The organism is Cytobacillus depressus, from assembly GCF_008923245.1.
GTDB lineage: Bacteria > Bacillota > Bacilli > Bacillales > Cytobacillaceae > Cytobacillus > Cytobacillus depressus.
This window is the reverse complement of the sequence record NZ_WBOS01000001.1, coordinates 481,339-496,593: the sequence shown is the minus strand read 5'-3', so window position 1 is coordinate 496,593 and position 15,255 is coordinate 481,339. Positions and strand designations below refer to the sequence as shown.

General features: G+C 39.8%; 14 protein-coding genes and 1 other annotated feature. Of the genes, 10 read left to right on the top strand and 4 right to left on the bottom strand.

Annotated elements, in window-relative coordinates:
* Nucleotides 1–61: 61 nt before the first annotated feature.
* Entirely contained in the window at nucleotides 62–574 is a 513-nt protein-coding gene (locus F7731_RS02435) for a L,D-transpeptidase (RefSeq protein WP_151533180.1), read from the top strand.
* Between the two features lie 55 nt (nucleotides 575–629).
* Here F7731_RS02435 and prli42 read toward each other — a convergent pair whose 3' ends face one another.
* Entirely contained in the window at nucleotides 630–725 is a 96-nt protein-coding gene (prli42, locus tag F7731_RS02430) for a stressosome-associated protein Prli42 (protein WP_212031138.1), read from the bottom strand.
* Nucleotides 726–887: 162 nt separating this feature from the next.
* Here prli42 and mce point away from each other — a divergent pair, with 162 nt between their 5' ends.
* From mce to F7731_RS02415, 3 genes are all read left to right on the top strand, one after another.
* Nucleotides 888–1,292 (top strand): methylmalonyl-CoA epimerase, encoded by a 405-nt coding sequence (mce, locus tag F7731_RS02425; protein WP_151533178.1) that lies wholly within the window; start codon nucleotides 888–890, stop codon nucleotides 1,290–1,292.
* 10 nt (nucleotides 1,293–1,302) lie between these two features.
* Nucleotides 1,303–2,853, top strand: a complete 1,551-nt coding sequence (locus F7731_RS02420; protein ID WP_151533177.1) for an acyl-CoA carboxylase subunit beta — start codon at nucleotides 1,303–1,305, stop codon at nucleotides 2,851–2,853.
* A gap of 79 nt (nucleotides 2,854–2,932) precedes the next feature.
* The gene (locus tag F7731_RS02415) at nucleotides 2,933–4,054 is read left to right on the top strand and encodes a tripeptidase T (protein WP_151533176.1); all 1,122 of its coding nucleotides are present in this window, start codon (nucleotides 2,933–2,935) and stop codon (nucleotides 4,052–4,054) included.
* Nucleotides 4,055–4,131: 77 nt separating this feature from the next.
* On the opposite strand, the gene F7731_RS02410 is transcribed toward F7731_RS02415, so the two are convergent.
* Nucleotides 4,132–5,355, bottom strand: coding sequence for an MFS transporter (locus tag F7731_RS02410; RefSeq protein WP_151533175.1), 1,224 nt, complete (start codon nucleotides 5,353–5,355; stop codon nucleotides 4,132–4,134).
* Between the two features lie 211 nt (nucleotides 5,356–5,566).
* On the opposite strand from F7731_RS02410, the gene F7731_RS02405 reads away from it, so the two are divergent.
* From F7731_RS02405 to F7731_RS02385, 5 genes are all read left to right on the top strand, one after another.
* Entirely contained in the window at nucleotides 5,567–5,998 is a 432-nt protein-coding gene (locus F7731_RS02405) for a MarR family transcriptional regulator (RefSeq protein ID WP_151533174.1), read from the top strand.
* A 218-nt stretch (nucleotides 5,999–6,216) separates the two neighbouring features.
* Nucleotides 6,217–6,690 carry a chemotaxis protein CheW gene (locus F7731_RS02400; protein ID WP_151533173.1) on the top strand — a complete coding sequence of 158 codons (474 nt, stop codon included), beginning with the start codon at nucleotides 6,217–6,219 and terminating at the stop codon, nucleotides 6,688–6,690.
* A gap of 231 nt (nucleotides 6,691–6,921) precedes the next feature.
* Nucleotides 6,922–8,220 carry a DNA polymerase IV gene (locus F7731_RS02395; RefSeq protein ID WP_151533172.1) on the top strand — a complete coding sequence of 433 codons (1,299 nt, stop codon included), beginning with the start codon at nucleotides 6,922–6,924 and terminating at the stop codon, nucleotides 8,218–8,220.
* Between the two features lie 142 nt (nucleotides 8,221–8,362).
* The gene (gene rnz / locus F7731_RS02390) at nucleotides 8,363–9,289 is read left to right on the top strand and encodes a ribonuclease Z (RefSeq protein WP_151533171.1); all 927 of its coding nucleotides are present in this window, start codon (nucleotides 8,363–8,365) and stop codon (nucleotides 9,287–9,289) included.
* Nucleotides 9,290–9,353: 64 nt separating this feature from the next.
* Nucleotides 9,354–9,567: a binding site (T-box leader), on the top strand.
* Nucleotides 9,568–9,697: 130 nt separating this feature from the next.
* Entirely contained in the window at nucleotides 9,698–11,041 is a 1,344-nt protein-coding gene (locus tag F7731_RS02385) for a sodium-dependent transporter (protein ID WP_151533170.1), read from the top strand.
* Nucleotides 11,042–11,109: 68 nt separating this feature from the next.
* Here the strand turns inward: F7731_RS02385 and namA are convergent, their stop codons facing one another.
* A complete protein-coding gene (gene namA, locus F7731_RS02380; protein ID WP_151533169.1) occupies nucleotides 11,110–12,129 on the bottom strand; it encodes an NADPH dehydrogenase NamA in 1,020 nt (339 codons plus the stop codon).
* Between the two features lie 146 nt (nucleotides 12,130–12,275).
* Entirely contained in the window at nucleotides 12,276–13,106 is an 831-nt protein-coding gene (gene proC, locus F7731_RS02375; protein WP_151533168.1) for a pyrroline-5-carboxylate reductase, read from the bottom strand.
* A 544-nt stretch (nucleotides 13,107–13,650) separates the two neighbouring features.
* On the opposite strand from proC, the gene F7731_RS02370 reads away from it, so the two are divergent.
* Entirely contained in the window at nucleotides 13,651–15,252 is a 1,602-nt protein-coding gene (locus F7731_RS02370) for an amidohydrolase (protein WP_425481973.1), read from the top strand.
* Nucleotides 15,253–15,255 lie beyond the last annotated feature (3 nt).

The following is a 15,255-nucleotide window of genomic DNA, read 5'->3' as shown; positions in this document are numbered from 1 at the left end:
CATTTTGCCAAAATAACTTTAGAGACCTTTTGCTGAATAAAGTTAAAAAGTTGGTGATTTCATGCTTAAACTTATTTCTTCATTCGTCTTTGCCTTTATCATCTCGCCAATTTGGCCATTAGGGCAAAATCCGCTGCCCGGCGATCCATTTCTAATTGTTAACAAAAATACGAATGAAGTCGCACTGATTAATGATAATAGAGTGCAAACGGTAATTGCGGCTGCGACTGGAAAAACAGAAGATCTAACACCAGAAGGCTTTTTTACGGTCACTGTGAAGGCGAAGGAGCCTTTTTATCGAAAGAGCAATATTAAAGGCGGGGACCCAAATAATCCGTTAGGAACGAGATGGATCGGATTTGATGCGGCCGAAACGGATGGAAGAATATATGGGATTCACGGAACAAATAATCCATCGTCAATTGGGAAATACGTTTCACAAGGCTGTATCCGTCTACAAAATGAAGCGGTTGAATCCCTATTTGATTTAATTCCGATTGGGACAAAAATAGTAATCGTTAGTTCTCCAGAAGACTTTGAGCAGATTGGGCGAAATTATGGGGCAATTCAATAAAAAATGAGTGGATTTTAAATCCACTCATTTTTATTGGAAAATTATAAGGAGTTGATTAAAAAAACATCGATGCTCCAACGATCAATGTTGATGCAAGCATAGCAAAAATCATTAAATATACAATTAGCTTCCGGACTCTTTTATTAGACAAATACTTTCCCTCCCTAATGATCATATCCCTTGACTATATTTTACTAAGAAAAATCAAAATGAACAACCGATCGATTCTTGAAGGAATTTTCGACATATTTAGAGAATATAAAGGCTATAGAAATAAATTAATAGTAGCTTTTAGTAGCTTGGAGGGGAACAAATGATTAAAAAAGTGGATCATATTGGAATTGCAGTCCGCTCACTTGATGAAGCGCTGCCTTTTTATACAGATATATTAAAGCTTCCTCTTCTAGGCGTTGAAGAGGTAGAAAGTGAACAGCTAAAAGTCGCCTTTCTTCAGATAGGCGAGACGAAGCTTGAGTTGCTTGAACCGATAAGTTCTGAAAGCGCTGTCGCGAAATTTATTGAAAAGCGCGGCGAAGGTCTTCATCACGTCGCTTTAGGTGTAAGTTCTATTCAAGATCGGATTAATGAAATGAAGGAAAAAGGCATTACGATGCTAAACGATGTTCCAAAAAGAGGAGCAGGTGGAGCAGAGGTTGCGTTTATGCATCCGAAATCAACAGGGAAAGTACTTTATGAATTTTGCGAGAGGAAAGGATGAAACATAAGTTATGGCAGACATCTATGAAAAAATAAATGAATTGTATGACAGACGGAGAGAGATTGAACTTGGCGGCGGGGATGATCGAATTGCCAAACAGCATGAAAAAGGAAAGCTGACAGCTAGGGAGCGGATTGAGCTTCTAGTGGATCCAGGAACATTTGTTGAATTGAATCCGTTCATCGAGCATCGTTGTACAGATTTTGGGCTTAGTGAACAAAAGGGACCTGGGGATGGGGTTGTTACCGGCTATGGGAAAGTAAATGACCGGCCGATTTTTCTTTTTTCCCAGGACTTTACGGTTTTTGGTGGAGCCCTTGGCGAAATGCATGCAAAGAAAATTGCTAATGTCATGGATTTAGCTGCTAAAAATGGAGCCCCGTTCGTTGGGTTAAATGATTCAGGCGGTGCAAGAATTCAAGAGGGTGTAGTTTCATTAGATGGCTATGGTCACATATTTTACCGAAATTCCATTTATTCTGGTGTCATTCCGCAAATCTCCGTCATTATGGGGCCATGTGCGGGCGGAGCTGTGTACTCACCTGCGATTACTGATTTTGTTTTTATGGTAGAGAAAACGAGTCAAATGTTTATCACTGGCCCGAAGGTGATTGAAACAGTGACAGGAGAGCAAATTTCATCAGAAGATTTAGGTGGGGCAAATGTACATAATACGATTAGTGGGAATGCGCATTTTAAAGGTAAAAACGAGCAAGAAATCATTGAGCAAGTTCGTCATTTATTAAGCTATTTGCCGCAAAATAACAGTGAGAAGCCGCCGATGATAAATACAGCGGATGAGGAGGATTACCGTCCTGATTTAACAGATGTGATTCCGTTTGATACGGTCCGTCCGTATGATGTGCGCAATGTCATTGAACAAGTTGTTGATCAAGGTTCCTTCATGGAGATCCATCAAGATTTTGCGAAAAATATCGTTGTCGGATTAGCTCGGATTAAAGGGGAAGTTGTCGGTCTTGTTTGCAATCAGCCAAAGTTTATGGCGGGCGGTCTTGATATTGATTCTTCTGATAAAGCGGCTAGATTTATTCGTTTCTGTGATTCCTTTAATATTCCTCTTATTACGTTCGAGGATGTAACCGGGTTCTTCCCTGGTGTAAAACAGGAGCATGGGGGCATTATTCGTCACGGTGCAAAAATCCTGTATGCTTATTCGGAAGCAACCGTTCCTAAGCTTACAGTTATTTTAAGAAAAGCTTTCGGCGGTGCCTATGTTGCTTTAAATAGTAAAGCGATCGGGGCTGATCTAGTTTTTGCTTGGCCGAATGCGGAAGTTGCCGTTATGGGGGCACAAGGTGCTGCTAATATTATTTTTGCTAAAGACATTCAAAATAGTGATGATCCCGAAGCAACAAGAGCCCAGAAAATCGAAGAATATAGAGAAAAGTTTGCCAATCCATATGTAGCGGCAAGCAGGGGTATGGTCGATGATGTCATTGATCCGCGCGAAACAAGAATAAAACTTATTCAGGCGCTGGAAATGCTGCGAAATAAACAAGAATCTAGACCAAAAAAGAAGCATGGAAACATTCCCCTATAATTTGCGCAAATTACTTTTGCAAATAAGTTTTTAAAGGTATATTAGAATAGTAAACGTAAATTATTGGAGGCAATAGGCTATGATTAATCAGGAACGATTATTAAATGAATTTTTAGAGCTTGTGCAAATTGATTCAGAAACGAAATTTGAGGCGGAAATTGCTAAAGTGTTAAAACAGAAATTTTCCGATTTAGGTGTAGAAGTTTTTGAAGATGATACGACAGCTCAAACCGGCCATGGAGCTGGCAATTTGATTTGTACACTTCCTGGGACGAAGGATGGTGTCGATACCATTTATTTTACTTCTCATATGGATACAGTTGTGCCAGCTAAAGGTGTGAAACCTTCAATTAAGGATGGCTATGTTGTTTCAGATGGGACAACAATTTTAGGGGCCGATGATAAAACAGGATTAGCAGTCATGCTGGAAACGATTAAAGTTCTGAAGGAACAAAGCGTAGCTCATGGTTCGATTCAATTTATCATTACAGTCGGAGAAGAATCTGGTCTTGTTGGAGCAAAAGCTCTTGATCCATCTTTAATGAAAGCAAAATATGGATACGCTCTTGATAGTGATGGCAAGGTTGGAAACATCATTGTCGCAGCACCAACACAAGCGAAGGTAAAAGCAACTATTTACGGCAAAACAGCGCACGCTGGTGTGGCTCCGGAAAAAGGAGTTTCAGCTATTACGATCGCCGCAAAGGCAGTTTCAAGAATGCCATTAGGCCGAATTGACGAGGAAACAACTGCTAATATTGGCCGCTTTGAAGGTGGAACGCAAACGAATATTGTGTGTGACCGGGTAGATGTGTTAGCAGAAGCGCGTTCTTTAGTGAATGAGAAAATGGAAGCTCAAGTTCGTAAAATGAAGGAAGCATTTGAAGGGGCCGCTGAAGAAATTGGCGGAAAAGCAGAGGTCGACGTTCAAGTTATGTATCCGGGCTTTAAGTTTGGCGAAGGCGATCACGTTGTTGAAGTGGCACGCAAGGCTGCAGAAAAAATCGGCCGCAGCTGTGAATTATTAAAGAGCGGTGGCGGAAGTGACGCAAACGTCATTGCTGGCTTCGGGATTCCGACTGTTAATCTAGCTGTCGGTTATGAAGAAATTCATACGACGAATGAGCGTATGCCAATCGAAGAATTAAATAAATTAGCTGAAATGGTCATTGCCATCATTGAGGAAGTGGCGGGTCAGTAATCTTTTGCAATAAAAAAATGCAGTTGAATTTCGCTTGGAAATTCAACTGCATTTTTTATTTGTAAAATTGTCGCCAATTAGTGCCCTGATTCAATTAAATCGACATGGCTGACGTGTTTATTATTAGCCCAAATAAATAGAACAGAGATAAGAACAAATGCTGCCCCCACGATAAACGGGATATGTGGATTAAACCATTCAGCTAATTTTCCGGCTAGGAAAGGAGCAATTGCACCGCCAATAAATCGCAGGAAGCTATAGGCTGCTGATGCCGTCGAGCGTTCAATCGGTGCAGAGTTCATAACAGCTGTTGTTATCAATGTGTTGTTATTCCCTAACAATGCCCCAGCAAAAATAACTGCCGCAATGATAACCCATTGTGTAGATGTCCATATCCCCATAATGAATAAGACAAGAGCAAATAAAATTAGCATTACACACATAGATTTAACTGTTCCAAAACGCTTTTGAAGCTTAGGTGCCATAAAAACAGAAGTGAAAGCAAGTAGTATTCCCCAGCCTAGAAAGACAATTCCGAGTCCGTGTGCATCTAGACCCATGACGAACGGAGCGAAAGCAAGAAGCGTAAAAAAACCAAAGTTATAAAGGGCTGCAGTAATACCAAAGACAAATAGGGATCTATGTTGTTTTAAGGCGCGAAATGGATCCGACAAAGAGGTTTTTGGACGCTTAACCGTCGTTTTCGGATTGGGCATTAAAGTGATAAGTCCGATAAAAGCAATGACCATCAATACAGCAACACCAAGGAATGGCCCTCTCCATGACATGCCCCCGAGCCAGCCGCCGAGTAGCGGTCCTACTGAAATACCTAACCCAATGGCTGCTTCATATAATATGATGGCATTTGCTGTCCCACTTTTTGAGAGTGAAACGATAGCGGCTAATGCTGTTGCAACAAAGAGCGCATTCCCTAAGCCCCATCCGCCACGCAGAGCGACTAGCGTCCATATTCCATTCGAAAATCCTCCAAGTGCAGAAAACACGGCAATAATGACAATTCCAACAAGCAAAGTCCACTTTATGCCAAGTCTGGACGAAATCATCCCTGTAATAAGCATCGCTAAAGCCATAACTGCATTATAGCTTGTAAATAGCAGCGACACCTCACTGGGAGTGGCATTTAAGTTCTTGGCAATTGCCGGCAAAATCGGATCAACGAGACCGATGCCCATAAAGGCGATAATACCCGCAAAGAAAACAGCCCAAACGGCTTTTGGCTGTTTAAGTAGACTTGCTTTTTCCCCTGCTTCAGCAGGATTTGCTTGTGTTGTTGATGACATTCACACATCACTCCTTATATTTATGTTTGTATAAAGGCAAGCTTTTAATTCACTTGAATGTAAAGTAAAGTAGTTGTATTATGAAACTACATAATTGTATTATACAACTATTTTTCATTCTGTCAACGGTCCTGGTGTTCTCGTTTTTAGAAATGAATCACGGTTATGATATGATAGATATAGATGATAACAATATTGAGAGGTAGTAAAAATGGATGAACAAGCATTGGAAACGATAGAACTGGAATTGGCAATTCTTATTCGCCGGACGACATCAATTTCTTCTCATAAGAATTTCGGAAATCTTGATCGATCAGCTTATTTATTATTGCATCAAATTAATAACTATAACGGATCAGCGGGAGTAAAATTGTTAGCTGAAGAATTCCAGCTAGATATTTCCACCGTCAGCAGACAAACGGCATCATTGGAAAAGAAAGAGTATGTAAATAGAGTTCCCGATCCGGCCGATGGAAGGGCTTATTTTCTGCAAATTACTGATTTAGGGAAAAAAGAACTTTTGCAATATAAACAGGCTAGACTAGAGCGTGTATCAGAAATTATCGAAAGCTGGTCTGAGGAAGAAAGGCTCTTATTTGGAAAGCTCTTAAAAAAATTTAATCTTAATGCGATAAATAATTAAGGCTTTTTTCGTAAAGTTTGTTGTATTTCATTTGATTTTTATTTAACTATCTGAGTTGATTGGAGGGGAGGGGACTTGACTCCTCCAAAATGCTATTCATTTTGTCGTGCGGTCATATTTAAAAAATATATGATGACCTATCCATAATAAATGTTCAAAAATCTTCTTTCCTTTAGTAATATATAAATAGGAAAAACTAGTACTAGAGGAGGATTGCATTGGTAGAAACGAGTAAAGTAGTCGTATTTCAAGTTGGAAATGAAGAATATGCAATTCCCATTCGATTTGTCATTTCAATTGAGAAAGTGGAAGGCATTACACCGATTCCACACTTACCAGACTACATGAATGGGATTTTTAAAGTTAGAGGAGAGCTTATTCCGGTTATTGATTTTGAAAGGGTTCTTTATCAGCGCCCTTCAAATATTAATGAATTGACGAAGATTATTGTTATTCATACGAACGAGCTTTCACTCGGTGTCATTGTAAAGGATGCAAAGGAAATTATTGATATTCCCCCCGAAAAGATTAAACAGCTGGGACTTATCGCTTACGGAAAAACATCTTATTTTACTGGAGTTGCCAATTTAGATTCACGCATTATTACATTAATTGACCCATTGAAAATGGTCCAATCTTTAGATGGAATTAAGCAAATTCAAGATTTTATGGCAGCGGAAGTTAATACATAGAACAGAAGCAGGGGATGGAGACATCCTCTGTTTTTATTTAACTATCTGAGTTGATTGGAGCGGAGGGCACTTGATCCCTGCGATTGCTGCGTGCCCACAACGGAAATCAACGGGCAAGCTTCGAAGGCTTAAAGCAACGATACATCCTAAAAGCCTTATTTTATCAATTAGATGAAGTATACCTTTCATTTTGTTAAAATAGTAGCATAATACAGTCAGGGAAGTGTCGGCATGAAGCAAATGTATCCAAAAAATGGCCGAGTCATCTTACATGTTGATATGAATAGCTTTTATGCATCTGTTGAAATGGCATTTGATCCGTCGCTGAAAGGAAAGCCGCTAGCAATTGCCGGAAATCCAGAGGAGCGGAGAGGGATCATTGTCACATGCAGCTATGAAGCGCGAAGCTTTGGGATAAAAACGACGATGCCATTATGGGAAGCAAAGAAGCTTTGTCCACAGCTTATTGTTAGAAAGCCGAATTTTGAGAGATACCGGGCCGCTTCAATAGGTATGTTTGAGATTTTAAATGAATATTCTTCTCTAGTTGAACCAGTTTCGATTGATGAAGGGTATGTTGATATTACCGAAAGCTATGAGCATGGGTCGCCACTTGAAATTGCTGAAACCATTCAAAAACAAATTATGCAGCAGCTCGATTTGCCTTGCAGTATTGGAGTTGCTCCGAATAAATTTTTGGCTAAAACTGCCTCAGATATGAAAAAACCAATGGGCATAACCGTCCTCCGAAAAAGAGATGTGCCAACTATTCTTTGGCCCTTAGATGTTGAAGCTATGCATGGAGTTGGCAAGAAAACAGGGGAAAAGCTAAGGAGCTTGGAGATTCAAACAATTGGTAATTTAGCGAAAGCGAATGAACTGCAGCTTAAAACGAAACTTGGCATAAACGGTCTTCGTTTGAAGGAAAGAGCGAATGGCATAGATAGACGACCTGTCGACCCTGATGCAGCAGCTGAATTTAAAAGCATTGGAAATTCAACTACTTTGCCCCGTGATTATTCCAATCAGCATGATCTGCTTCGGGTACTTGAAAAGCTTGCGGGCACTGTTTCGGTTAGGCTCAAAAGGAAAAAAGTTCTTGCGTCATCCCTTAGCATTACCATCCGTTATAAAGATCGCAAAACCATTACGAGAAGCAAAAAGCTCCCGAACCCGATCCAGAATGGCGAGGAAATTTCCACTGAGGCAAGCCAGCTGTTTCTAAAGCATTGGAATGGGGATGCCATTCGTCTGCTCGGTATTACAGGAACCGATTTAGTGGAGCAGCATGAAGCGGTTAAACAGCTTGATCTTTTTAGCTTTGAAAAGGAAGCAAAGAAGGAGCCTCTCTATAAGACAATGGAAAAGCTGCGTGAAAAATATGGCTCACAAATTATTGAGAGAGCCGGGGAAATGACTGAAATAAAGAAACAACAGGAAAACATCGGAACGGAAACAAGTTTTAATAAAGACTTTCTTCGTGATTTCACTATCGATTTAAAACCAGATAAAGATAAAGATTTGGAATAAATGCTAGAAGAGTATAAGAAAATGGGGAAATTGCAATTTGGAGTAATTGGCTTAGCTGTCATAGGTAAGAATTGGCTTTGACTATCGAAAGCAGACGATATTTTGTTTATTACTACACCGACTGCAATAAAGGAGAATTTTTATGGATATTTTTTTCTTAGGTACGGGTGCTGGAATGCCAGCGAAGTTAAGGAATGTGACTTCAATCGCATTAAAGCTTCTCGAGGAAAGAGGAGCTATCTGGCTGTTCGATTGCGGAGAAGCGACCCAGCATCAAATTTTACATACTTCGATTAAACCTCGACGGATCGAAAAAATTTTTATTACCCATCTTCATGGGGATCATATTTACGGGCTTCCGGGTTTATTATCAAGCCGTTCCTTTCAAGGCGGCGAATCTGAAGTGATTTTATATGGCCCAAAGGGCATCAAGGAATATGTAGAGATTTCTTTAACGGTTAGCCAAACATATTTAAAATACCCATTAAAAATTGTCGAGATTAAAGAGGGGACTATTTTTGAAGATGAGGAGTTTATTGTCGAAGCACGCCTTCTTGAACATGGCATTCCATCTTATGGCTATAGGGTAATAGAAAAAGATCGACCAGGCACACTCCTTGCAGATAAATTGCAGGAAGCGGGCATTAAGCCAGGGCCCATTTATAGAAAAATTAAAAATGGTGAAACAGTTAAGCTGGATGATGGCCGGGTCATTGAGCCGAATGAATTTTTAGGAAAAGCACAAAAAGGCAGAGTAGTGACAATACTTGGAGATACACGGAAATGTGAAGCTGCCTTCGAATTGGCAACGGGAGCCGATCTTCTCGTTCATGAAGCTACCTTTTCAGCTGGTGAAGAAAATCTTGCTTTTGAATATTTTCATTCTACAACTTTACAAGCAGCGGAGATTGCTAAACAAGCTAATGTCAAAAAATTATGCTTAACTCATATTAGTTCGAGGTATGATCGGAATGATTGGATTGAACTCGTTCAAGAATCCAAAAAAATTTTTCCTCATACCGAAATAGCAGAGGACTTTAAAGAAGTACATATCCCGCTTGAAAAATAATCAAAATTTTTGTTGACTTCTATAAATGAGCATACTATAATCTCACTTATATCTAAATACTATATATATAGCAATGAAGAGAATCTATTAAGTCTTATTTCCCTGTTATAGAGAGTTAGTGGCTGGTGAAAACTAACACAAAAATAAGATGAATTTCAGCTTGGAGCTTTTTTTACTGTCTTAATTGGCAGTAAAACGGTCATTCCGTTAACATGTCGAGTGGAAAGTCACATGCTTTCAAAAAGGGTGGTACCGCGTGAAATATTCACGTCCCTTTTTAGAAGCTGTGGCTTTTTTGTTTTCTAGGAAAATGTTTGGAATTAATACTCTGAATTTTCTTTTCTTAGTAGCAGCATTTGATTGTTAGCACTTATTTATAAACATAAATGGATTTTAGGAGGAAGCATTATGCAGCAAGAGGAACAGTGGTCTTCGAAAATAGGATTTATTTTAGCTTCTGCTGGCTCGGCGATAGGGCTCGGGGCGATATGGAAGCTACCGTACGTAACAGGGGTGAGCGGTGGCGGTGCATTTATTTTATTATTTTTATTATTTTCCCTGTTAATCGGTTTTCCGCTCCTTTTAGGTGAATTTGTCATTGGGCGCAGTACTGGAAAAGAGGCAATTTCCGCATATAAAGCAATTGCACCGGGGTCAAAATGGCATTGGATAGGCTATTTAGGCGTATTTACTTGTTTTCTGTTACTATCTTTTTATAGTGTGATCGGCGGCTGGATCATTCAGTATTTGTATTATAATGTGAAGGATTTAGTTGGCGCGTCTGGGAGCGTTGATTACAAAGCACTGTATGATGCTACTGTATCTAATCCAGTTCAAGTTGTAATTGCACAAGGAATCTTTCTAATCATTACAATCCTTGTCGTTGCGAGAGGTGTGCAAGCGGGTATTGAGAAAATAAGTAAAATCATGATGCCTGCTCTGTTTATATTATTTATCATCTTAATTTTCCGTTCTCTAACATTGAATCATGCAATGGATGGAGTAAGCTTCTTTTTAAAGCCTGATTTTTCAAGTTTAACGTCAGAGAGTGTTCTTTATGCAATGGGGCAATCGTTTTTCTCATTAAGTGTTGGGGTATCAGTCATGGTTACATACAGCTCATACTTATCCAAAAAGGAAAACTTGCTTCAGCCAGCCTTATCCGTAGTTTTAATGAATCTATTTATTTCTCTTCTTGCTGGATTAGCAATATTTCCAGCAGTGTTTTCGCTAGGATTTGAGCCAACTGCGGGACCTGGGCTATTATTTATCGTTTTGCCTTCTGTTTTTGACAACATTATTTTTGGCGATTGGTTTTTACTGCTTTTCCTTGCATTATTTTTATTTGCAACGTTAACATCAGCCTTTTCGATGCTTGAAATTGTTGTAGCAGCGATCACAAGTAAAAAAGGAAAAGGCAGAAGTGCAATGTCTTGGATTATGGGAGCCGCAATTTTCTTAGTTGGGATCCCGTCAGCCCTTTCGTATAGTACACTTTCTAATTTTACACTTTTCGGGAAAAGCATTTTCGACAGTGCGGATTTCCTTGTGAGTAATATTCTTATGCCAACTGGAGCACTGTTAATTTCCATTTTCGTTTCCTATCGAATGAAAAAGGATTTATTGAAAAGTGAACTCATTCAAGGATCTAAAAGTTTGAATAGTATTTTTACAGTTTGGTACTTCTTGATGAGATATATTGTCCCGTTGGTCATCATTGCTGTATTTTTGGATTCATTGGGATTGATTTAATATGGAATAGATAAAAAACAGGATGGGAACCCCATCCTGTTTTTTATCTTTCCAGATATATCGGCGACTTACATCCAGCCACGCTCGTATTGTTTCGGCGAGTCAATTTTCACACCAAGTTCTTTCGCTGCTGTTCTTGGCCAATACGGATCCCGCAAAAGTTCACGTCCGATCAAGATTAAATCAGCTCGATGATTTTGCAGTATTTCCTCAGCGTGCAGCGGGGAGGTGATCAAGCCAACTGCACCTGTAGAAATGTCAGCCTCTTTTTTAATTTGTTCAGCAAATTGCACTTGATAGCCTGGGTAAGGGTGAATTCTTGCAGGAACGACAGCGCCTGAGCTGCAATCGATGAGGTCTACGCCCTGTTCCTTCATCCAACGTGCCATATTCACATAATCTTCAATTTTCAAGCCTTCCTCATGATAATCATTCGCCGATATGCGCACGAAAAGCGGTCCTTCCCAAACGGATTGAATGGCTTCAATGATTTCACGCAAGAAGCGGTAGCGATTTTCTGCTGAGCCTCCATATTGGTCTGTTCGCTTATTTGTTAAAGGAGAGAGGAACTCGTTAATTAAATAGCCATGTGCACCGTGAATTTCAATCACATCAAAGCCAGCTTTTTTTGCTCGGACAGCTCCTTGTTTAAATGCTTCGATCGTTTCTTGAATATCTTCAACAGACATTTCCTTTGGCGTTTTCATTTTCTCATCGAAAGCAATAGCAGAAGGCGCAAGAATCTCTCCTTCAAGTACGGCCTTTCTTCCGGCATGGGCAAGCTGGATGCCAGTCGCTGCACCATGTTCCTTCATTAATGAAGTTAGCTCCTGTAAGCCTTCAATATGTTCATCGCTCCAGATACCTAAATCATTTGGAGAAATGCGTCCTTGAGGTGTTACAGCAGTTGCTTCGATGATGATTAGCCCAGTCTGTCCAACGGCACGACTTGTATAATGAGTCCGATGCCAATTCTCAACCTTACCATCTTCATTGTGGCAAGAATACATACACATTGGTGACATGACAATCCGGTTTTTAAATGTTGTATTTTTTATCGTAAATGGGGAAAAAAGTTTAGTTTCCATAAAATAGAGCCTCCTTTTTCTTTCATGAATAAGTATATCAATGTAATTGGAAATATAAAAAAAATTGGCTCGGGGTTTCTTATTTTTAGAAAGTGGCGGAGGAAATGCCGCCAACTTCTTCAATAAATTGGCGGCTAAAATATTTATTAAACCTTCATTTCGGCTCCAAACGCTTTCCCAAGCCTCTTCGACTGTGCTGTTGCTTCTTTAATGCAATCAATAAACGCATTTTGCACGCTGTATGATTCCAAAATTTTAATGCCAGCCTCTGTTGTTCCGCCTGGGCTTGTCACTTCCTTTCGAAGCTGCTGAGGCTCTTTTGCTGATTTGGATAGCATTTCCGCTGCACCAAGTAAGGTTTGCACGATTAATTCCTTTGCAACTTCTTTTTCAAGTCCAATGTCCATGGCGCTTTTTTCCATAGCTTCTGCTAAATAATAAATATAAGCCGGTCCGCTTCCAGATAATCCAGTCACAGCATCAAGCTGAACTTCCTGCACAATTGTCGTTAATCCGACTGTTTCGAATATTTTAGTGACTAGCTTCATATGCTCGTTCGACACTCTTTCATTGATTGCTAGAGCTGTAGCAGACTTTCCAACCGCGGCAGAAGTATTCGGCATGGCTCTAACAACAGCCAATGATTTTTCCGCTAGCTTCTCAATGCTGTTAATAGCTACCCCTGCTAAAACAGATATGACAAGAATATCTTTAGTTAAGTAGTTCTTAATCCGCGAAATCGCTTCAGCTGCATCCTTTGGCTTCATTGCTAGAAAAACGATTTCAGCATTTTGAAAAAGTTCATCTAGTTGATACGTTGATTGGACTCCGTATCGGCGTTGCATCTCCATTAGTTTCTCCTGATCTGCTTTATTCGTTATCCAAATATTTTTGCTATCAATTATTTTATTTTCCACAATTCCAGAAATTAAAGCCTCTGCCATGGAACCTGCACCGATAAACGCTATTTTTTTCATGCTAAGACCCTCCTTGATTTAATGTCTATTGTTAAAGTGGATTTTTTTAACGATAAATATGAACGCGGGAAAAATAAAAAAAGCCCTTTCATCCTGTAAAGGACGAAAGGGCTTTGCTTTCGTGGTACCACCTTAATTACCCTTTTCAAGAAAAGATTTTTCTCGAAAAAGGCATCTCTATTCCGTTAACGCCGGAAGCACGTTTAGGTTTGCCTAACTGCTCATAAGGTAGGTTTCAATGGTCAAGTGGACGGAGGAGCCTTTCAGCCGGTGAGCCCCACTCTCTTTCGCCGTTTTCCATTTACTGGCCTTATTCATCGCTTTTTTCACTGGATTGAAAGTATGATTTTAATATTAATAGTGATTATGGACGAGGACAAGTAGGTTTGTCAAGGGGCAATTGTTAGAATAGTGAATCGTTTTCAGACTTTAGTTGTAATTAACACAGTTCGTCATTGCGTTCTACCTAAATTAAAAGTGAGGACTTATTAAATTTCTTACTATATAATCATAATATTATAAAAAATTTAAAAGGGGGGAATACGTGTTGAAGAAAATTTTTAAAAATGGATTATTTTACACGTTTGATCCGATCAAGCCTTTTGTCGAAGCAGTGGTAGTCGAAAATGGAAGATTTTTTGATATGGGTACAACGGAACAAATGTTGCTACATTGGGGAAGAGCGGATTGTTCTATTGTCGATATGCAAGGAAAAGCGGTAACGCCAGGGCTTATTGATAGCCATCTGCACCTTTCGGGGATTGCGAAAAATTTCCTTAGCTTAGATGTTACAGGTGTCACGACTAAGCGAGAATTTCTGGAGAGAATTCGGATTAAGGCAAATTCCCTGCAAAAAGGGGAATGGCTGCTTGGATGGGGATGGGATGAAAATCTATTTACAGATGGCACTTACCCTACAATCCAAGAGCTAGATCACGTCGCACCGAACTGTCCTTTATTTATATCAAGGATTTGTGGACATGCTTCCTTAGTAAATACTCAAGCACTGGAAGGTATTAATTATCATGCTGCGGTCTCTATTCCAGAAGGAGGGGCCATTGTTCTGGATGAAGGAACAAAGCAGCCGACAGGACTTATTTTAGAATCAGCTTCACAGTTGTTTACAGAGCAAATCCCGTACTATTCATACGGAGATTTAAAAAAGTCAATGAGAAGAGCCATACATTTTGCTATGGAAAAGGGGTTAACTGGCGCTCATTCGAATGACCCCGTCTATTTAGGAGGTTTACATCAAACCTATCAAATTTATGACGAGCTATTGAATGATGAGAACCTCGGTTTACGCTGCAATCTCTTAATTGATCATATGTTTATGGATGATTTAAAGGAAAGAGGGATGTATACAGGGTATGGAAATGAAACATTACAAATTGGCGCGGTGAAAATTTTTGCCGATGGGGCGTTTGGAAGAAGAACAGCCCTTTTATCTGAGCCTTATCATGATGCCCCGGATCATTTTGGAGAGGCGATGTTTGATCAGGAAACGTTATATGAAATTGTTCGTAAAGCACGTGATCTATCTATGCCGATCGCAGTTCATACAATAGGGGATCAGGCATTAGAAAACGTATTGGACATATTAGATCAATTCTCAGCTGTTTCGTATCGCGACCGCTTGATCCACGTTCAAGTTCTCCGTAAAGAATTGATTGAGCGTCTTGCACTTCCAAGCAGAATTGCAGATATACAGCCGCGATTTATCGTTGGTGATTTCCCTTGGGTACAGGAAAGACTTGGCAAGGAGAGAATAGAGTTTGCCTATGCATGGAAAACATTAATCGATTCACAAGTCATTTGTGCTGGCGGATCGGATTCACCAATCGAACCGATTGACCCTTTATTAGGAATTCATGCATCCATTACTCGTAAAGCTCCTGGTCAAACCCACAATGGCTGGAATGAAAAAGAAAAATTATCAGTGGAAGAAGCATTTAAATTATTCACGGTTATGGGAGCATACCCAACAAATGAAGAAACGATCAAGGGGACCATTTCGAGAGGAAAGCTTGCCGATATGACTGTCTATTCACAAAACCCGTTTGAGATGGAAGAGGCGGATGAACTATTAACGACTCAAATTGAAAAAACGATTATCGGCGGGGAGATCCGCTTCCAAAAGCAATAAGAA